Origin of the sequence: Nocardioides sp., assembly GCF_047602075.1 — a bacterium.
GTDB lineage: Bacteria > Actinomycetota > Actinomycetes > Propionibacteriales > Nocardioidaceae > Nocardioides.
In genome coordinates, this window is sequence record NZ_JASGIF010000001.1 from 1524836 (window position 1) to 1544286 (window position 19451).

Below are 19451 nucleotides of genomic sequence, written 5' to 3' on the forward strand. Positions count from 1 at the left end.
TCGCGCTGGGACACCGAGGTGGCGGAGGTCTACGCGTCGTCGGCGCGCGGCCTGGTCGGCTACCTCACGGTGCTCACCGGCAGCCGCACGGACGCCGAGGAGCTCACCCAGGACGCTTTCGTGAAGCTGCTGCAGCACTGGCCGAAGGTTCGTGAGTACGACGACCCGGTGGCGTGGCTGCGTCAGGTCGCGACCCGGGCTGCGATCTCCCGAGCGCGTCGGCGCCAGGTCGCAACGTTGGGCCTGCGCCGACTGTCCACGACCGCGCCGCTGACCACTCCGGGCCCCAGCGCCACGGTCGAGCACTCGGTCGACGTCGACGCCGCGCTGGCGACATTGCCGCTGACGCACCGTGCGGTCGTGCTCTTGCACTACCTCCACGATCTGTCCGTCGCCGAGATCGCCAGCCTGCTCGGTGTCGCGCCCGGGACGGTCAAGTCCCGGCTGAGCCGCGCTCGATCAGCGCTGGCACCACTGTTGGAGGAAGACCATGAGCTTCGCTGAGAATCTGCGCGACCGCGTAGCCGACCAGACACCCGACTCGGTCACGCCGTTCGAGGAGGTCGTGGCGCGCGCACGTCGACGCCGGCGACGGCAGGTCTCGGCAGTGGTCGCAGCCACCGGCGCCGTAGCAGCGATCGCCATCGTCGTGCCCGCCCTGACCGGAGGCGGAGCGCCCCACCAGGTGACCGGATCGGGCCAGACCTCCGAGCCGACCACTTCGACCACGCCGACGACGGACAGCACGCCCGGGACGCCGACCAGCGTGCCCACCTCGACCGACGGCCCGACGGGCGAGATGCCGAATCTCGTTCTGCAATTGGAGGATCGCGAGGTGGCCTTGCGTGCGTGGACGGCCTGCTGGGGGAACGGCTGCGTCGACGGCTTCCCGCCGCCGGACCTCGCCCAGGTAGGCAGCCCCGACCAGGTGATCGCCTGGTCACCGGAGGCAGACATGCGCTGGTCGGTCACCTTCGTCGAGACCGGGGTCAAAGACAAGTGCGCGCGGTCGATCAGCTACTCAGCCAAGCCCTACGACGGTCACCATGTGCTCCTCGAGCCCGCCGGACCCGCCGGGAGCTATCGGGTGGACGTCTTCGGCCGCGCTCCCAGCGGCGGCGACGTCGTCTACAGCTTCGGCTGGACCACGCCGACCGCTGGCCGAGCACCGAAGCCCGCCGCCGGTATCGCAGCCGTCCTCGCCGACCACGACGGGAAGCTCGACTCCTACGGCGTCGAGTTGTCGATCAGCGACCTCGCGACCCAGCCCGCTTCCGCCGAGGCCACCATCACCGTGACCAGCAGCACCGGCGAGTCCGTCCAGTTCGTGCCCCGAGGCCCCGGGGCGTGCACCGACGCCGGCAACCTCTTCTTCACCCTCCGCGACGGATCGGCGGCCACCCGCATCGGTCCCGGCCCGTTCACCTACTCCGTCGACCTGGTGCTCGACGGCACGCACTACACCGGCACCGGCCGCTATCCCGACGACGTGCAGAAGGGCAACGAGCCGAGCGTCAGGCTCACCTGGGATCCGCCGCTGCCGTCCTACACCGTGAAGTGACCCACACGGACGGCGCCCGAAGGACGGTTCGGCCAAACCCACCTCGTGTGGACCCGCCCGATGCGACACTGCCGGGATGGAAACGGATCTGATCCGCCACCCGGAGGGGCCACCCGAGAGTGCCTCCACAGAGAGCGACCTCCCGGTCGCTCTGCTGGCCGTGGCCGTGACGACCGCGGTGATCGCCGTGCCCTACTGGGCGAGCAGCTATGCAAGCGTCCAGGACGACGGGATCTTCGGCTCCTTCTTCCTCGTCCAAGGGGCCCTCGTGGTCGGCACGGTCGTCGCGTGCTCCCTGATGCGGAGCCAGATCTGGCTGGTGCTCGGCGCCATGTTCGCCTGCACGCCCATCGCCGTTCTCGGCCGCGTGCTGGTGGACCCGGCCGCCGATCCGACCTCCCACAACCTGTGGCCGCTGGAGGTGATCCTCGCCGTCATCATCAGCGTGCCGCCGATCGGCGTGGGCGCCCTGATCGCCTGGCCGATCCGCCGGGCCAGGCGGCCCGCCCTGACACAAGGGCCTGGCCTTCACCCTCCGCTGCCATAGTCGACCAAAGTGGTCCACTATGATCGCCGCATGACCGTGGACACGCTGCCGCCCCTGCCGTCGTACGACGACGCTGTCGAGATCGTCGCGCCGGCACCCGGCGCCGGGCCGGGCAACTGGTCGGGCGCAGCGAGCGCGGTGCTCGTGGAGGGCACGATCTGGTTGACCTATCGCGTCCGCCGCCCGCTCGACGAAGGGCGCGGAGTGTCGGTGGTCGTCGCCCGATCCACCGACGGAGTCAGCTTCGAGCAGGTCACGGAGATCGGCCGCGACACCTTCGGCTGCGAGTCGTTCGAGCGCCCGGTGCTGGTGCCGGTGCCCGGCCTCGGCTGGCGCCTGTATCTCTCGTGCGCGACCCCCGGGTCCAAGCATTGGTGGGTCGACTCACTGACCGCCCCGACCCCCGAGACGCTCGCCGACGGTCACCGGCAGGTGGTGCTGCCAGGCAATGATCGGGTCGCCGTGAAGGACCCCGTCATCGAGCGCACCGGCGACGGCTGGCGGATGTGGCTGTGCTGCCATCCGCTCACCGAGTCCGGTCACGAGGACCGGATGACGACTCGCCTGCTCACCAGCGCCGATGGGCTGACTTGGGCCGACCAGGGCGAGGTGCTCGCCGGCCGACCCGGCGAGTGGGACGCACGTGGCGCCCGGGTCACGACGGTGCTCAGCCAGGAGCCGCTGGTGGTGCTGTACGACGGACGGCCGGACGCCGCCTCCAACTGGCACGAGAGGACCGGCGTCGCTCGGTGGGATGGCGAACGCCTGGTCGCCGACGACGAGGCACCCCTCGCCTCGCCGTACTCCGACGGCGCCTGGCGCTACGCCAGCGCCGTCCCCCTCCCCGACGGTCGCACCCGCTTCTACGTCGAGGCCGCCCGCCCCGACGGCGCCCACGACCTGGTCACCCTGGTCCGCTGATCTCCGCGGGCGCGAAGGCTACTGGTGCGTACGACGCATATACCGACCGCTGGCACCAGCTAGTCCTTGTCGACCCGAGAGACTAAGAACGCGTCAGCCGCTGACAAGCTTGCGGAGCTCCACGTGGTCACCGCCCTCGGCGAGCTCTCGGACGACGGCGAGCAGGTCTTCCTCGTCGGTGGTCTCGATCAGGTAGAACCCGACGATCTGCTCGGCGGTCTCCGTGAACGGCCCGTCGGTGACGACCGCCGAGCCGCGGCCGGTGTTGCGCATCGACACCGCCCGGTCGGAGGGCTCGAGCGGGCTGGCCGTCACCACCCGGTGTCCGCGTGCAGCCAGGGCCTGGTTGAACCGTCGATGGTTCTCCATGCCGAGCTCGTGCTCGGACTCCGGCAGCGCTGCCCATTCCTCCTCGGGTGCGGGCAGCAGGAGCAGATAGCGGTGGGGCGATAGCATGGAACCTCCTGTGGGATGTCTTCACTCTCACTGACGAACGAGCCGGTCGAGAATCGACAGCGTCACCACACAGAGGGCCGCCGAGAACTTGAGGTGATCTACGCGACGCTCGCCAGCACGCACCATGCCCGCGCCCGCAGGGTGAACGGCGGCTCGGGGAGCCGCTCGGCACAGTGCGCGCGCAATGCTTCACGACGGACGGCGTCCAGTCCGGCGACGTAGGCGCCTGCGGGCCCCACACCGAGCGTGAACGGCGTCCACCACTCTTCGAAGGTGTCGAAGCCGACCTCGATCCACAGCTCGCGCTCGTCGACGTCGCTCAGTCCGGCCGCGACGGCGAGCTCGGCGAGCTGGCCGGGTCGGGCCCCAGCCAGTGCGCCCTCGTCCTCGGCAGTGGGATCCAGATCGAGCACCGCGCGCCAGAAGCCCACCAACGGGCCCTCTCCCCCACCGTGGTCCCAGACCGACGCAGCCACCGTGCCGCCGGGACGCAGCACTCGACCCATCTCACGCAGCCCACCGGCCGGGTCGGCCATGAAGTGCACCACCAACTGGGCGAGCACCAGGTCGAAGGAGTTATCAGGGAAGGGCAGCTGCTCGGCCCGCCCGTGCCGGACGTCGACGCCGGGGAAGCGGGAGCGCATCGCCTCGACGAACGACTCCGACGGGTCGATCGCACTGACCTGCTCCGCACCGAGGGCGCTCACCAATGCTGCGGTCAGCGCTCCCGTGCCGCAGCCCACGTCGAGGGCCCGATCACCGGGGGTGAGGGTGAAGTCGTCGAGCAGTGCCGCCGAGAGGGGTCGGGAGAAGCGACCCATGAACTGGTCGTAGGAGTCTGCGGCTACTGCAAAGCTCATTCGGCGAGACTACCCCCGTCGCAGCCAGTCAGCCGAGCACCCACCGCAGCCCGTCAGCCAGGTCGCCTCGCCACCAGGCGTAGTCATGGCCGCCGTTGTGCAGGGCCTCGTGCACCACCCAGCCGCCAGCATCGAGCCGGTGGGCCAGCGCCTCGTGCGGCGGTGCCAGCACCCACTCCTGGGCTCCCCAGGCGAGATGGATCCGAGGCCCACGTCCCGCTGCGGATCCGACCCGATCGACGAGCGGGTCCTGCCACAGGCTCGCCGACTCGCTCACCACACCGGACACGACCTCGGGCCGAAGCAGCCCGCAGCGCAGCGCGGTCAGCCCGCCGAGGCTCTGCCCGGCGACGACCACGCGATCCCTCGCCACCCCACGCACAGTCCCCGCCCACGGCACCAGTTCGTCGACCACGAAGCCGACGCCGCCGGCACCGGAGCCCAACTCGGCCCACCGCGCCTCCCGCCCGCCCGAGGCGGGCAGCACCGCTCGCACGGGCGGCAGGGCAGCGTCCGCGATCAGGTTGTCCAGGATGGTCGGCAGCGACTGCGTCGACACCCAGACCTCGCCATCGAGCGCGACCAGCAGGGGCAGTGCCGCACCCGGATCGAGGCCGGCCGGATCGTAGAGCCAGACCGGCCGCCCATCGGGGCCGGTCACCTCGGTCACCCGACCAGCCGGAACATCCGGGCGAGGCGCCAGCCACGGCTGCGGAGGAGCATCCGGCAAGGAGACGACCGACTGCACGACGCCGGCCCGGTTGCGGCAGGTCGCCGGGTTGAGCGGATCTGGGTGGCCACGGTCGAGGGCAGCCCGCAAGGCGACCTGCCCGTCGGTCTCCCACGGGGCGAAGCTCGCCGTGTCGCCGGACCAGGAAGGAGTACGACGCCCGCCAGTCGTCGTCCATCAAGAAGGAGACGTGCCACAAGTCGGAGCCGGGGAGTCGCTCGAGCATGGTGTCGGCGAGGCTGGTCTCGTCGGTGAGGCGGTTGGCAAAGAGCAACACGTCAGCGGCCGAGGGATCGCGCCAGCAGAAGGTCACGATCGACCGTCCATCTCCGGTCGGCGCTACCAAGGGCAGGGCTGACAGGTCCTGCCAGAACCGATCGACGTCAACAGCGGCGAGCGCATCGATCGCCGCCGAGCGCACCCGAGGCACCGGGGTCGGGCGCGGGACCTTCGGTGGCCGGTTCATCGCGGCCGCTCCTCGGGGATCACCAAAGGCGTGCCCGAGACCGGATCGCTCAGGATCCGACAGGGCAGGTCGTAGACCTGTTCGATCAACTCCGCGGTCACCACCTCGCCCGGCGCTCCCTGGACGACGATGCGGCCCCGCGACATCACGATGAGGTGCTCGGCGTAGCGGAACGCCAGGTGCAGGTCGTGCAGCACCGCCACCACGGTGCGACCTCCCTCGACCAGCCGTCGGGTCAAGTCGAGCACCTCGAGCTGGTGGGAGAGGTCCAGATAGGTGGTGGGCTCGTCGAGCAGCAGCAGCGGCGTCTCCTGCGCGAGCGTCATCGCGAGCCAGACCCGCTGGCGTTGGCCACCGGAGAGCTCGTCGATCCCGCGGTCGGCCAGGTCGGCGACGTCGGCTGCCGCCAAGGCAGCCGCCACGGCGGTCTCGTCCGCCTCCGACCACTGCCGGAGCAGGCCCTGGTGGGGGTAGCGACCCCTGGCGACCAGCTCCTCCACCGTCATCCCGTCGGGGGCGTGCGGGCTCTGCGGCAGCATGCCGAGGACCCGGGCGTAGGCCTTGGCGGGCCACTCGGCTGCCGCTGTCTCGTCGAGCAGCACGGCTCCGTCGGCCGGTTTGAGCATTCGACCCAGGCAGCGCAGCAGCGTTGACTTGCCGCACGCGTTGGGGCCGACGATGACCGTCAACCGGCCGTCCGGCACCTGTAGGTCCAGGTCGGCGAGCACCAGGCGGCCGTCGTACGCCGCGGCCAGTCCCTCGACAGTGAGTCGGCTCATCGAGACTTCCTCCACTCCAGCGCCAACAGGGCGACCAGATAGGCACCGCCGAGGGTGCCGGTGACGACTCCGACGGCCAGCTCCGTCGGCGAGAACAGATGCTGGGCGAGCAGGTCGCTGACCAGCACCAGCAAGGCGCCGGTGATCCCGGAGCCGATCGGGCCGGGGCTGGGGACACCGATTAGTCGGCGTGAGACCTGGGGCGCAGCGAGCGCGACGAAGCCGATCGGACCCGTCGCCGCTGTCGCCACCGACACCAGACCGACAGCGAGCAGCACCAAGGCGGTGCGCAGCCTCTGCACGGGCACACCCGAGGCGATCGCAACGTCCTCGCCCAGCGGGAGCATCGACAGCGGCCGGGAGAGCCAGCACAGCGGCACGACCAGCAGGAGCACGGCGACCGCGGTCCAGCCGGTCCGTGGCCAGAGCACCGCATTGAGGGAGCCAGCGAGCCACTGTGCCGCCGTCTGCGCGGCGACCAGCGAGGCACGGGCGACCAGCAGGGTGTTGAGAGCGGCCAGGCCGACGCCGACGCCGAGCCCGACCAGGACGAGTCGCTGCCCGGTCAGCCCGGTGCGTCGGGTGAGCAACCAGACGAGTGCGGCCGTGCCCAGCCCACCCAGCAGCGCACCGAACGCGACGGCCGTCGGACCACCGCCTACCACGATGATCAACACCAGGGCCCCGGTGGCGGCACCAGTCGTGAAGCCGATGACGTCCGGGCTTCCGAGCGGATTGCCGGTCAGATTCTGGAACACCGCACCGGCGATCCCGAGTGCCGCACCGACCACCAGCGCGGTCACCACTCGGGGCAGCCGGACCTCGGTGACGAAGTAGGTCGCCAACGGATCGCTGGAGCGACCGGTCAGGGCGCGCAACACCTCGGCGAAGGAGAGGTCCAGGTCGCCCAGCAGCAGTCCAATCACCGCGGCGGCGGCGATCGCCGCCACGCTCGCCAGCAGCACCAGCACGCTGCGGATCCGGAACCGAAGCGACCAGCCCCGCCAGCGCAGGGTCACCCGACCAGCCCTCCGGCCCGGTGCGGTCATGGCCCTCTCCAGTCCCACGGTCACAGTGCCGGCACCTTCCGTCGGCTGACGACCGCCACGAAGACGGGTGCACCGGCGATGGCGGCGACGACGCCGGCGGCCAACTCCTGCGGTGCGACCAAGATCCGCGCCACGATGTCGGCACCCAACAGCCAACACGCGCCGAGCACGAGTGAGCAGACCGCCACCCAGCGCTGGTTGTGGCCGACCAGGTGCCGCGCGATCATCGGCACTGCCAGACCGACGAACACGATCGGCCCGACCGCTGCCGTGGCCGCCCCGCACAGCACGGTGATCGCGACCGTCGCGAGCACGCGAGTGCGCGGCACGCGGACGCCCAGCCCGTGCGCAGCGTCCTCGCCGAGGACGAGCGCGCCAAGCGCCGGGGAGATCGCCAGAGCGACCACCGCCCCGACCACGAGCACGGGGGCGACGGTGAGCAGCACGTCCCAACCCCGCCCCTCCAGGGAGCCGGTCACCCAGAAGCGGAACTCGTTGAAGGCCTCCTGGTCCAGCAAGATCACGGTCTGTGTCGACGCCGTGAGTGCCGCGCTGACGGCGACGCCCGCGAGCGCGAGTCGCGTCGGTGTCGCGCTCTGACGCCCGGCGCCAGCCAGCACGTAGACCCCGATGGCGGTGATCGCGGCACCCGCGAAGGCGAACCAGAGATAGAACCCGATCCCGGTCACTCCGACCAGCGCGACGGCCACGACCACCAGGAGGCTCGCGCCGGCATTGACGCCCAAGATGCCGGGGTCGGCGAGCAGGTTGCGGGTCAGTGCCTGCATCTGGGCGCCCGCGAGCCCCAAGGCCGCGCCGACGGCCGCGGCCAACAGGGTCCGGGGCAGCCGCTGTCCCCGGATCACCGCGGCCTCGGTGCTCCCGTCGTCGTGCAGCAGCAGGTCGAGGACTCGGTTCGGGGCCAGCGCGTGCGAGCCGAGCAGAAGGCTGGCGAGGAGGGCGAGCGCCAACACGATCAACGAGCCGAGCAACACGAGCAGGCGTCGGCGTCGGGCCTCACTCACGGGCCCGGCGACCGGTGACCAACACCAGCAGGGCCAGACCGACCAGCACCGCGAGACCGACGACCCCCACGACGGGGAAGCTCGCAGCCGTCGTCTCGTCGGCGGCGGCGGTGACCTGTTCGGTCGCGGGGTCGCTCTCCGCGGGCCGCTCACCAGCCGGGTCGCCGGCCGTGGGACCCGACGAGGTCTCGGCGGCCGGCGACACCGACAAGGTGGCGCCGGCTTCGGGGATCCCCGCGTCGCCCTGGTCAGCAGCCGAGGCGGACTGGCTTGGCGCGGTCGAGGAGCCGGGCGACTGGGTCGAAGAGCCTGGATTGGTCGAGCCCGACAGCACGGTGAAGTCGCTGTTGCCGCGCAGCGTGTAGCCCTTGACGCCCTGATAGTCGCCGTTGGCGTCGTAAACCTTCTTGCTGGCGAGGAACCGCAACCAGTGCGCACCCGGCTTCAGGTCCCCGGGCAGGACCAGCGAGCCGGACACCGCTCCGGAGGAAGGGATCCGCTGCTGGGCCACCACGCAGGCGCCATGGACGCCCGACTGGCTGCACACCTTGCCGTCGTCGATCTTGATGTAGACGATCTCGCCGCCGGGGAACCCGCTGATCCGAAAGCTCAGCGTCTGCCCGGCCCGGAGCGACCGGGGGCTGACCGATCCACTCGTGCCGGGAGTGTCCGGTCCCGGACCGGTTGGCGGCACCGCCATCGCGACCCAGCCCACTCCGACGAGGAGGGCAGCGGCGGCCACGGCGCCCAGCAGGCGAACGACTAGCGTCACTGGGCCGGCACGGCGTGCCGGGCCAGGCTGCCGCCCCTCCGGCCGGTCAGCAGCGCCGCGGCCACTAACAGCAGGGCTCCCGTGGCGAGCAGCAGCCCATCGGTCGTCCCGACCCACACGCGCTGAGCGGTCGATGCTGCCGCGGGAGCCACCGCCGCGGACGACGCCGTGGTGGCGACCGTGGCCGTGTCATCCGCAGTCGAGGCCGTGGCCGGCAGGGCCACCGGGGCCCAGCCGAGCAGCGCACCCGCCGAGTCCTGCACGGTCACGCCCGCATAGCTCGCACCAAGGCTGCCCAGGTCGAGGGCGACGGTGTGCTTGTCGTCGACCGTGGCCCAGCCGACTGGCAGCGTGTCGGTGGGGGTGTAGACGTAGAGGTAGACCAGGCTTCCCGCTGCGGCGTCGCCCACCTTCACGGTGAGCACACCATCGGCAAGGCGGCCCTTGACGGAGCCGTGGTCGCCCGGGTCGAGGGCGTCGTACGACGCCAGCGGCGGCTCTGGCGCCGTAGGTGTGGCCGTGGTGGCCCCGCTGCCGTCGGTCGGTGTGGTGGAGCCGGGAGCGGCGGGGGCTGGCGGCTTGCCGCACGAGCCGACGCAGCCGGGGGTGGTCTTGGCCTTGCCGAGCTTCACCTTGGTCCAGCCGAGGAGCTTGCCGACTCGACCGGCATCGCCGCTCTGGACGACGAGCCGAGCCTTGCCGGTCAGCCCCTTGCCCTTGAGCGACAAGGTGACCTTGTGTCCCTTGCCGAGGCGCTGCCAGGACGGCCAGGGGTAGCGCGGGGAGCCGTCCTTGGCATAGAGGCTGACGTAGACCCAGGAGCCGACCTTCGTCTGCGGCGCCTTGACCGTCAGCTTCTTGCCCTTCTTCGTGGCGGTCACGCCGTGCTTGTTGGCCTTGCGGAGCTTCTTCGCGTTGATCGGGTCGGGCGTGCCGTTGGGCCGGTAGGCACCGACGGTGAACGGGTCGGACTGCACGGTGCGCACCGCGTCACCGTCCTTGAGCGATCCGGTGAGCAACCTCAGCGTGTGCGATCCCTTCGGGAAGGCCGGCGTCGATGTCTTGGTGGTGCCGTCCGGCAGCTTGACGGTCGCGGCAAAGGCGCCGTCCTCGGGATCGGCGTCGACGATCGCCCACACCGTGAGGTTGGGATGCACGCTGTCGTCGACGTGGCTGTAGGCACCGTCGTCGAGCTTGATCGCGATCCGCGACCCACCGTTGGTCGGATGGCACCAACCGGTGCCGGTGATCTTGAGCTTGCCGCCCATCGCCACCTTCGTCGAGCCGAGGCTCACGGTGGCGTCGGGCGTGGTGGGCTCGCAGCCGGCGACGGTCGGAGTCGACGGTTTCGAGACGGTGAAGGCCGCGGACTGCACGGTGCGTGCGGGGTCGTCCTCCTTGAGCGAGCCCGTCAGCAGTCGCAGCGTGTGCTCGCCGGTCGGGAAGGCCGGAGTGGAGGTCTTGGTGGTGCCGTCGGGAAGAGTGATGCTGGCGCTGAAGGTGCCGTCGTCCGCGGCAGCGTCGACGATCGCCCACACGGTCAGGTTGGCGTGCACACTGTCATCGACGTGGCTGTAGGCACCGTCGTCGACCTTGACCGCGATCCGCGACCCGCCGTCGACCGAGTTGCACCAGCCGGTGCCGGTGAAACGGAGCTTGCCGCCCAGCGTGGCGGTGGTGTCGGTCAACGTCACCGTCGGCGACTCCGAGGTGGGTGTGCAGGCGACGGCCGCGGCGGCCGGGCCGGCCGGGGCGAGACCCACGAGAGCGGCTGCCGCCGTCACGGCCAGTGCGACCAGTCCCGCGGTCCAGCGGCCCGAGCGGATGGGAGTGAAGGGGTTCATCGGAGTGCCTCCGTGACTGAGGTGACGATGCGTGACATGAGCAGCGGCCCGCCCGTCGAGGTCCACAGCGACCCGTCGACCGGGATGATGTGGTCGTCTCGATAGGCCTGCAGGCCGGTGAAGCCGGGCACCTGCTCGGCTTGGGCCAGGGCCTGTTCGGCGGCGGCGACGTCGCTGTCACCACCCGCGTTGGTGTTGTCCACCGACGAGCCGCCGAGGGTGCCGAAGAAGATGTAGTCGGCGTCGATCCGGTCCAGGTTCTCCAGCGACACCGGGTCGCTGTGACCCCGACCCGGGTGGTCCTGAGACGGAGGCCGCTTCAGGCCGAGGTCGGTGAGCGCCACCCCGGCCGGCAGTTCGGTGAGGATCAGGGAGGCCGAGCCGCCCTGCCAGCGGACGATGGAGAAGGTGTCCTTGGCGTAGGCCGTCAACTGGCGCCGGGCGTCGGCGACCTGGTCGTCGTACTCCTCGAGGACCTTCGCCCCCTCGCCGACCCGATTGAGCGAGTCGGCGACGAGCGTGAAGTTCGCCCGCCAGTCTCCGCCCGCGAAGCCGGTGGAGACGGTCGGTGCGATCTTGGCGAGGATCTTCAGTGCGTCCGGGTTGTTGTTGATGCTGGTGCCGTCGACCAGGATCAGGTCGGGCTTGGCCGCGGCGATCGCCTCGTAGTCCGGCTGAGCCACCCCGCCCAGCAACGGGATGTCCGAGGCCAGGTCGGAGAGGTAGCCGGGCGCCGTCGACTGGCCCCTGCCCGCCACGGTGCCCACCGGGGTGACCCCGAGCGCGAGCGCACCGTCCAACGTCGGCTCGCTCAGCGTCACCACCCGCTTCGGGCGCTCCGGCACGGTGACGGAGACACCATCCGCGTCGGTGACGGTCCGCGTCTCGGCGGACCGCTCGGTCGACTCGCCACCGTCGGCGCACCCGCCGAGCAGGACGAGGGTGGCGACCACCCCGAAGACCGCGCGCCGCGGCCATCGGACGACCATCACAGACACCTCTCGCACGACACCGGATCGCTGTGAGTCGGAAGACTCACGAAACATTAGGTTAGACAACCCTAATCTAGATCGGATCTTTGCCCGAATCCCGGGCGCCCCATGTCCCGATGCATGGGGCGCCCGAGCAGCTCGACTCAGCGGCGAGCGATCACCGCTTGACCGCGCTGGTCCTCTTCGACGCCTTGGTCGCGGTGGCGTAGCCAGCCTTGGCGCCGATCACCTTCACCTGGATCTTCGTGCCGACCAGGGCCCGGGTGAGCTTCAGCGACTTGCTGTTCGCACCCTTGATCGCCTTGCCATCGGCGAACCACCTGAAGGTGAAGGTGGTGCCCGCGGTCCACGTGCCCGGCTTGGCCGTCAGCGTCTTTCCGACCCGAGCCTTCCCGGTGACCGTGGGCTTCGCGGCCTTCAGCTTGCCCTTGGCCACGGTCTTGGCGGCCGAGGTCTCGGCGACCGCTTCCGCGCCGGGCAGGGTGCCGGTGACCGTGACGGTCAGCTTCTTGCCCGCGTCGGCTGCGACCGGGGTATACGTCACCTTGGTCGCGCCGTCGATCGCCTTCCCGTTGCGGTTCCACTGGTAGGACAGCTCGGTGCCCTCACCCCATGCGCCCGGCTTCGCAGTCGCCTTCACCCCAACCCGCACGGTCCCTGAGATCGTCGGCGTGCCGGCCTCGACAGTCACGTTCGGCGTGATCTTCCAGACCCGGTTGCTGGCAGCCTTGTCGACCACGAACACATTGCCCTTGCCATCGGTCGAGACATGGTTGGCCGTGGCGATCGGCAGCGAGGCGACCTTGTCGCCATCGGTGTCGAGCACGGTCACCGAGGTGCCGCCGAAGTTGGCGACGTAGACCCATTCGTGCACCGGGTCGAGCACCACGTTGAGCGCCTGCCGACCGGTGGGCACCTCGTTGATCGTCGCCCCGGTGGTGGCGTTGGCGATGGTGACATCGTGGCTGTTCTGGCTCGCCACGAAGATTCGGTTGTGCGCAGCGTCGTAGGCGATGCCCGAGGCGCCGCGCCCACCGACGCTGATCCCGTCGACGGTGAGGAACGTCGGCTCGTAGCCGTCCTCGGTGGCGTGGGCTGTCTCGATGCGCACCACCTTGTTGCTGCCCAGGCTGGGCGAGAAGAGGGTGCCGTCCGCGAGCGAGAGCGACACCGGGTTGAACACGTCACGGGTGCCGGTCTCGATGTCGGTGATCTTCTCGTACGGCGTGCCGTCACCGTCCTTGTCCGCGGCCTCGAACACCGAGATGTAGCCGGTCGACGTGGCCGACGAGCCCTCGCTCGCCGAGCTGACGAAGACCTGGTCGGTCGAGGGGTCGTAGACCACGTCTCGAGGGTGGCTGATCGTGCTCGCCGGGAACTGCTTGACCAGGCTGAGATCGCTCGCCTGGTAGACGGCCACCGAGCCCGACCCGGTGTTGCTGACCCAGATGTTGCCGTTCACGTCGTCCACGCCGATACCGAACGCGCCGGTCTTGGTGAAGCCGTCGTGGTCCACCGTCTGGTAGCTCGTCTCGACCTCGAGAGTGTCCGGGTCGAGCTTGTAGATGAAGCCGTTGTTGCCCGTCCCGCGGTCCGAAGCCGTGACGTAGAGCGCGTCCTGTGTGGCGCTGTAGGCCGACTGGTAGAAGCCCTGGTAGAGGCCCTGGTCCGCAGCGGTGGAGATGATCGTGAACTTGTCCGCGCCGACCGTGCTCTCGTCGGGGTAGACGGCCTGGCTGAGGGTGTAGGTCTCCTGCGACGGTGCGGTCTGGCTGATCACCAGCGACTGCACGGTGGGTGGCGTGCCGACCGGAATCGCGTACGCCGCCGTGGCGTTGCCGGTCGAGTCGGCGGTCAGGTCGGTGGCCAGCACCGTGTCGCCGAGCTCCACCGAGGAGATCGTCGCTCCGTCGGCCAGGTTGCCGAGGGTGAGCGTGCCGCTGGCGCCGATGGCGGTGCCGTTGTCGAAGCTCACCGAGGGCGGGACCTGCACGGTGACGCTCTGGTGCGTGCCGCCGTCGCCGGTGATCGTCAGCGTGACTCGGCCAGCTGGAGCCGTCCCGGCGGGCAGCACGACCCTGGCCGAGATGACGCCCGAGTCCGGCACGGTCAACGTGTCGGAGGTGGTCGAGGTGCGCCCCGAGGTGGTCGTCCACTGCAGCGGGGTCTCGCCGTGGGCGACCGAGAGGATCTCGCCCGGAGTGAAGTCGCCGCCCGAGACGCTCACTGTCACGACACCGGTGGTCGCCGTGGTGGCGCTGGCCACCAGGCCCTCGCCGACGGTGAAGGTGAGCAGCACGCTGCGACCGGTGTCGCCGCTCCTCATCGAGCCGCTCAGCAGTCGCAGCGTGTGCGTGGTGCCCACTGCCCACGGCGACGACAGTGCGGGATTGGTGTTGTCCGTGGTCGGGAAGGTGATGTCGGCGCTGAAGGTGCCGTCGTCGTTGGCCTGGATCGCGTCCCAGATGTTGAAGTCGTCGGCAGACGTGCCGGTCGCCGGGTTGACCACCGGACCCGAAGCCGGCTCGGTGGTGAGCGCGTCGCCGAGCTTCACCGCGATCGTCGAGCCGACGCCCGAGCCGGGCGCGGTGGTCCAGCCGCTGCCCTCGAGGTGGATCGCACTGTCGGACAGCACCACGTCGGAGACGGTCGCCGTCGCGCCGTCGGCAGCTGTCCCGGTGTCGGCACTGGCCGGCGCCACGGCGCCGAGCGTCAGCGAGCCGAGGCCGACCACGACCGCGGCGCACAGTCCGACCGTGCGGCGCGCTGCGCCGCGGCGGACAAGGATCTTCTTCACGAGTCTCTCCTGGATCACGGAGCCGGGCCTTCGGCCAAGCAGGTCATATTTAGGAAAGGCAACCCTAACTTAGATCAGATGATTGCTTCCACGATGGGTCCGCGGGCCAAGACGAGGGTGGTTCGGGCTGGATCCGGTAGCCCGAGCACGTGCCTAGACGACGACCAGATCCTCGTCGGCGTGCGAGGCGGCCAGGGCGGCTGCGGCAGTGGGGTTGTTGGCCGAGATCGCGGCCAACAACGCCTCGTGGTCGCGGCGGCGCCGAGCGTCGTCGAGGTCGTTGCGCACCGCACCGGATCGCAAGCCCCTGCGCAGCGCGCTCATCAGTCCTGCGTAGAGCTCGGCGAGCAGTTGGTTCTCCGCGAGCTCGATGATCGTCGCGTGGAACTGGCCCGGACTGCGCAGGCACTCAGCCGGGCTGCCGTTCTCGGTGTCCAGCGCATGGGCGGCACGGAGCCGTTCGATGCCGGCGTGGTCCGCACGTCGCGCGGCCAGCGCTGCTGCCTGCACCTCCAGGGCCCGACGCACGGCCAAGATGTCGGGCCAGGAGTGCTCCGCGGCGAAGTCGGCCAGCACGCCGCGGACCGGGTTCAGCGATCGGACGAAGGTGCCTCGGCCCGGGGCGGGCTCGAGCATGCCGAGGTGGGCCAGGCTGCGCACCGCCTCCCGGATCGTGCTCCGACCCACTCCGAGCTCGGCCGCCAGGTCGGCTTCGTTCGGGATCTTGGTGTTGACCGGCCACCGCCCCGAGGTGATCGCCCGCTGGAGCTGCTGGGTGGTCCTACGCACCCGGGGGCTGCCCATCGCCGTCACGCCAGCCGAGCCTACTGGTCGCGATCCCGGGCCGGATCTCTAAGCCGCTGCAGACCCTGAGTCGGAGCCTCGGAACTCACCCTTCGCGGGCGAGGGCCTTCGCCTTGAGGGCGTCGTACTCCTCCTGCGTGATCGCCCCGGCAGTGAGCAGCTGGTGCGCGGAGGCGATCTGGTCGGCGGCCGACTGACCGGCGACATCTCGGATGTAGGCGTCGGTCTCTGCCTTGGCGTGCTGCGCCTGCGCGGCCGCCCTCGCTGCCATCCCGTCGCCCCGCACGATCAGGTAGACCAGCGCTGTCAAGGCGGGCAGGAAGATCAAGAACAGGACCCAGACCGCCTTGGCCAGGCCGGACATGCCGCGGTCGCGGAACAGGTCGATCAGCACGTTGAAGAGGACCATCAGGTAGGCCATCAACAAGAAGACGGACAGAGTGAGCCAGAAGAAGTCCCAGAAGCTATCCACGACGATTCCTTGTCTATGAGCGGATCGGCGGTGTCAACCGCCACGCAGACATCGTGCCAGTGCCGTCACCCCGCTCTCGACCGCGGGTCCCATGTCAGGCGGCAGACCGGACGCGGAATCACCCCACGCGGGTGATCGGCCCGGATCAACTCAGCGGTGTGGCCAGAGCAGGCGCCGTTTGGCCGAGGGGTCGTCGATGACCGTGGCCCGGTCGGCCTCGGTCGAGAACCGCCGGGTCCTGCGACCGGTCCCGTAGGCGGGCCAGCCCGGGTGGCCGTCCTTGACGAAGGCAACCCAGGCCGCGTGCATCTGGTCGGCGAGCTCCTGCGGTGCCTCAGGACCGGTCAGCCAGTCCGCCCCGGGCGCAGTCAACGTGTCGAAGGCGAAGCCGATCTCCAGGGCATGGGTCGACCCCAAGACACCGTCCAGGACCGGCGTCTTCCAGCCGAACTCGTAGACGAAGGTGTCCAGACCGAGCGCCAACCGCGCCTCGGCCAGACGAAGTGCAGGCACACGGAAGAACCAGTCGGTCAGGCCGGCGACCAGGATGTCGCCCGGACGCGAGCCGACCAGGGCGACATACGTGTCGTACGCCGCGGGCTCCGCGCCGAGTGCCGCGAGCAGCGTCGCGACGGTGGCCTGGTCGAATAGATCGAGCACCGGATAGAGGAACAAGGTGTGCTCGTCGTCGTTGGTGCCCACCAGCAGGTCGACGTCGGCGACCTGACCGGCGGCGACCAGCTCGATCGGCAGGGCCGGCAACGTGTCGCCGTCGACGACGGGCTCCCAGAGCATGCCGTTGACGGCGCACTCTCCCCACACGCTCGGGTCCGGGTTGAGGGCGAGCTCGGCCGCGAGCTCGCTGTGTGCGGCCAGCAGCACGGGCAAGTCGACGTTCGCCAGGGGAGCTGGCGGTGGGCTCCACCCCGAGCTTGGCGGCGAGCGCCGCGGTGATCAGCGTCGCGGTCGCGGGTGTGATGGCGTAGTGGGCACCACCACTCTGAGCGATGACCCGTCGGAAGAGTCCTCGCGCCCCGGGCATGGCGGTGAGCACGTTGACACTCATCGCGCCGGCGGACTCGCCAGCGATCGTCACGCGCTCCGGATCGCCGCCGAACTCCGCGATGTTCTCGCGCACCCATGCCAGCGCCGCGATCTGGTCCAGCAGGCCGCGGTTGTCCGGGCAGCCGGCAAGGTGGGCGAAGCCGTCCACGCCGAGGCGGTAGTTGATGCTGACGAAGACCACGCCGTCCCGGGCGAAGGCGGCGCCGTCGTAGACCGACACGGCGCTGGAGCCGTTCTGGAAGGCGCCGCCATGGATCCAGACCAGCACCGGTGCCGAGCCGGCCAGATCCGGCGACCACACGTTGAGGTTCAGGCAGTCCTCGCCGTCGATGTCGGGCTCGGGCAGCAGGTCGGCCACCTGCTCGCGGTAGGGACTCTTCGGCACCGTCGGCCCGAAGGCGAAGCACTCCCGCGCCTCTGGCCAGGGCTGGGGTGGCGCCGGCGCCTGGAAGCGGAACTCGCCGAACGGGGGCGCTGCATAGGGGATGCCACAAAACACCGGTCGACCGCTCTCGATCAGGCCGAGCACCGGACCGTAGGTCGTGGACACCAGGGCGGTCGCCTCGGGGGAGTTCATGGCGACATTCAACCCCATGCCAGACTCAACCCGACCAGTCGAGCCTCACCCAGCGTGGAGCCCGATTAGCAGTGCTCGATGGTGGCGTCCTTGAGCGCCTGCTCCCCGTAGGAGCGCGCCTGATCGACGTACGGCAGCACCACCGAGGCGCCGCCGACATCGCCGATGCCGCCTTGGACCACACAATTGGTGACCTTCTTGGGATCGACGTGCGCGACGGCCTGGGCCAGCTGGAACAGCTCCGCGGGCGACAGGTCGGTGTGCATGTCCTTCATCGCCGTCAGCACTCCCTTCTCCAAGAAGCCGGGCCGGTCGGCGCGAGCCGCGACCTTGGCTTGGATCGCCTTGAGCACCCGCTGCTGATTGGCGGACCGGTCGAAATCCCCCCGCAAGAGGTCGTGCCGGATCCGGGAGAAGGCGAGCGCGTCGTAGGCGCCTAGATGGATCTTCCCGGCCGGGAACCCCTTCGGCTTCAGGTAAGTGTCGGAGAAGGCCACCGGGTTCTTGACGTCCACGCCACCGATCGTGCCGACGGCATCCTCGAAGTACTGGAATCGTGTGACGAAGACATAGTCCGGCTGGATCCCGACGAGGTCGCCGATCGCCTTGCCCAGCGCTTGTGGACCGCCGAAGTACAACGCGGCGTTGATCTTGTTGCTGCCGTAGCCCGGGATGTTCACCCAGGAGTCACGCGGGACGCCGATGTCCGCCGCGGCGCCGGTCTTGGTGTTGATGCCCACGAGCTGCAGCGCATCGCCTCGCACATGGGTCATGTCTTCACCCGGGCGGGCATCCGAGCCCACACACAGGATCCAGACCACATCCGGGGACAGGTCGACGCCGCTTGCCGTGTCGACCTTGACCAACTCCATCTGGGTGGGCGCGACACCGGCGTTGGGCACCACCAGGGAGGTGACGCCGAGCACCACGGCCAGGCCGAGCAGGCGCAGCAGCCTGGGATGCAGGAGACGGGTCATCACTTCTTCCCCTTCGCGACGTCGAAACCGAAGATCTGCCAGGTGCCCGACGAGTCCGGGGTGAGCATCAGCCGACCGGTTACCGCTACCTTCCGCTCGACGTCACCGGTGGTGTCGAACACCAGCCGGACCCGCGCGGTCGCACCCTCCGGCTTCTTCTTCACCCCGAGCAGATCGACCGCGACGGCTCGCTTGTCGACGGTGACCCCGTCGATGCGCGACCCGATGTCCGCATTGCTCATCAGCTTGAGCGATTGGCTGGCCTGCGCGGCCGCGCCCTTGGTGAAGCCTGGGAAGGCATCGGCGAAGTCGTCTCGGGGGTAGTCGCCGCCGACGAAGGCGGCGTCGAGCCAGCCGTCGACCACCGCTGCTACGGAATCGGCGGCCTGCTTGGCATCCTTGGCGGGGAGGGCACCCTCGACGGCCCCCACTTTGACGGTCGTGGAGATCGGCGCGGGAGCTGAGGAGGACGGACCCGGCGGGGAGTCGTCGTCCCCGCCGCTGCAGGCGGTCGCAACCAGGGCGACCCCCAAGGTCACGGCGGCGGCAAGGTAGCCGCGAGTCGGGCGGGACATGCTGGGTTGACTCCGTTTCGTCGAGTGCTGGTGACACTGGTCCATCGGGGTGCTAGCGACACTGGCCGCACCGGGTGGGCAGGTGCCTGCGAGGCTGGGGTCCAGCGACTAGCCTTAGTGCTTGGACCCATTGTCCTCACACGCAACCGTAGAGAAGGCAACCGAAGCCGTGTCGCAGCCCC

19 protein-coding genes and 3 pseudogenes are annotated in these 19451 nt (G+C 70.0%); 4 read left to right on the forward strand and 18 right to left on the reverse strand.

The genetic code is table 11. The features are described 5' to 3' along the window. Nucleotides 1–18 precede the first annotated feature (18 nt). The 4 genes from QM714_RS07675 (at nucleotide 19) to QM714_RS07690 (ending at nucleotide 3029) form a co-directional block, all read left to right on the forward strand. On the forward strand, nucleotides 19–504 hold the full coding sequence (locus tag QM714_RS07675; RefSeq protein WP_415099147.1) for an RNA polymerase sigma factor: 486 nt from the start codon (nucleotides 19–21) through the stop codon (nucleotides 502–504). Continuing rightward, complete coding sequence (locus tag QM714_RS07680) at nucleotides 491–1561, forward strand: hypothetical protein (protein ID WP_415099149.1); 1071 nt, start codon at nucleotides 491–493, stop codon at nucleotides 1559–1561. Before QM714_RS07675 ends, QM714_RS07680 begins: the two co-directional genes overlap by 14 nt. Nucleotides 1562–1637: 76 nt before the next feature. Then, complete coding sequence (locus QM714_RS07685) at nucleotides 1638–2108, forward strand: hypothetical protein (protein ID WP_415099151.1); 471 nt, start codon at nucleotides 1638–1640, stop codon at nucleotides 2106–2108. A 30-nt stretch (nucleotides 2109–2138) separates the two neighbouring features. Further along, entirely contained in the window at nucleotides 2139–3029 is an 891-nt protein-coding gene (locus QM714_RS07690) for a hypothetical protein (RefSeq protein ID WP_415099153.1), read from the forward strand. Nucleotides 3030–3122: 93 nt separating this feature from the next. On the opposite strand, the gene QM714_RS07695 is transcribed toward QM714_RS07690, so the two are convergent. The 18 genes and pseudogenes from QM714_RS07695 to QM714_RS07780 form a co-directional block, all read right to left on the reverse strand. After that, a complete protein-coding gene (locus QM714_RS07695; protein WP_415099155.1) occupies nucleotides 3123–3485 on the reverse strand; it encodes a YciI family protein in 363 nt (120 codons plus the stop codon). A gap of 98 nt (nucleotides 3486–3583) precedes the next feature. Then, the gene (locus tag QM714_RS07700; RefSeq protein WP_415099157.1) at nucleotides 3584–4345 is read right to left on the reverse strand and encodes a class I SAM-dependent methyltransferase; all 762 of its coding nucleotides are present in this window, start codon (nucleotides 4343–4345) and stop codon (nucleotides 3584–3586) included. 28 nt (nucleotides 4346–4373) lie between these two features. Further along, the gene (locus QM714_RS07705; protein WP_415101019.1) at nucleotides 4374–5015 is read right to left on the reverse strand and encodes an alpha/beta hydrolase; all 642 of its coding nucleotides are present in this window, start codon (nucleotides 5013–5015) and stop codon (nucleotides 4374–4376) included. Nucleotides 5016–5060: 45 nt separating this feature from the next. Next, nucleotides 5061–5180: pseudogene (locus QM714_RS07710) on the reverse strand (enterochelin esterase domain-containing protein); the annotation flags it as partial. 46 nt (nucleotides 5181–5226) lie between these two features. Continuing rightward, a pseudogene (locus QM714_RS07715) lies at nucleotides 5227–5541 on the reverse strand (enterochelin esterase domain-containing protein); the annotation flags it as partial. Then, a complete protein-coding gene (locus tag QM714_RS07720; protein ID WP_415099159.1) occupies nucleotides 5538–6320 on the reverse strand; it encodes an ABC transporter ATP-binding protein in 783 nt (260 codons plus the stop codon). The gene QM714_RS07720 and the pseudogene QM714_RS07715, both read right to left, overlap by 4 nt. Then, nucleotides 6317–7369, reverse strand: coding sequence for a FecCD family ABC transporter permease (locus QM714_RS07725; RefSeq protein WP_415099161.1), 1053 nt, complete (start codon nucleotides 7367–7369; stop codon nucleotides 6317–6319). Before QM714_RS07725 ends, QM714_RS07720 begins: the two co-directional genes overlap by 4 nt. Nucleotides 7370–7389: 20 nt before the next feature. Next, nucleotides 7390–8394, reverse strand: coding sequence for a FecCD family ABC transporter permease (locus QM714_RS07730; RefSeq protein WP_415099163.1), 1005 nt, complete (start codon nucleotides 8392–8394; stop codon nucleotides 7390–7392). Further along, complete coding sequence (locus QM714_RS07735) at nucleotides 8387–9166, reverse strand: hypothetical protein (RefSeq protein ID WP_415099165.1); 780 nt, start codon at nucleotides 9164–9166, stop codon at nucleotides 8387–8389. The genes QM714_RS07730 and QM714_RS07735 overlap by 8 nt, the downstream gene beginning before the upstream one ends. Next, nucleotides 9163–11010: a hypothetical protein gene (locus QM714_RS07740; protein ID WP_415099167.1), complete on the reverse strand. Its 1848-nt coding sequence runs from the start codon at nucleotides 11008–11010 to the stop codon at nucleotides 9163–9165. The genes QM714_RS07735 and QM714_RS07740 overlap by 4 nt, the downstream gene beginning before the upstream one ends. Then, nucleotides 11007–11999 (reverse strand): ABC transporter substrate-binding protein, encoded by a 993-nt coding sequence (locus QM714_RS07745; RefSeq protein ID WP_415099169.1) that lies wholly within the window; start codon nucleotides 11997–11999, stop codon nucleotides 11007–11009. The genes QM714_RS07740 and QM714_RS07745 overlap by 4 nt, the downstream gene beginning before the upstream one ends. 160 nt (nucleotides 12000–12159) lie before the next feature. Then, nucleotides 12160–14799: a hypothetical protein gene (locus QM714_RS07750; RefSeq protein ID WP_415099171.1), complete on the reverse strand. Its 2640-nt coding sequence runs from the start codon at nucleotides 14797–14799 to the stop codon at nucleotides 12160–12162. A 153-nt stretch (nucleotides 14800–14952) separates the two neighbouring features. Beyond that, nucleotides 14953–15603, reverse strand: coding sequence for a FadR/GntR family transcriptional regulator (locus QM714_RS07755; protein WP_415101021.1), 651 nt, complete (start codon nucleotides 15601–15603; stop codon nucleotides 14953–14955). A gap of 85 nt (nucleotides 15604–15688) precedes the next feature. Then, complete coding sequence (locus QM714_RS07760; protein WP_415099173.1) at nucleotides 15689–16075, reverse strand: SHOCT domain-containing protein; 387 nt, start codon at nucleotides 16073–16075, stop codon at nucleotides 15689–15691. Nucleotides 16076–16225: 150 nt separating this feature from the next. Next, entirely contained in the window at nucleotides 16226–16957 is a 732-nt protein-coding gene (locus QM714_RS07765) for a carboxylesterase family protein (protein ID WP_415099175.1), read from the reverse strand. A gap of 43 nt (nucleotides 16958–17000) precedes the next feature. After that, nucleotides 17001–17735: pseudogene (locus QM714_RS07770) on the reverse strand (carboxylesterase family protein); the annotation flags it as partial. A gap of 47 nt (nucleotides 17736–17782) precedes the next feature. Further along, entirely contained in the window at nucleotides 17783–18694 is a 912-nt protein-coding gene (locus QM714_RS07775) for an LCP family protein (RefSeq protein WP_415099177.1), read from the reverse strand. After that, complete coding sequence (locus tag QM714_RS07780) at nucleotides 18694–19269, reverse strand: hypothetical protein (protein WP_415099179.1); 576 nt, start codon at nucleotides 19267–19269, stop codon at nucleotides 18694–18696. The genes QM714_RS07775 and QM714_RS07780 overlap by 1 nt, the downstream gene beginning before the upstream one ends. Between the last annotated feature and the right edge of the window lie 182 nt (nucleotides 19270–19451).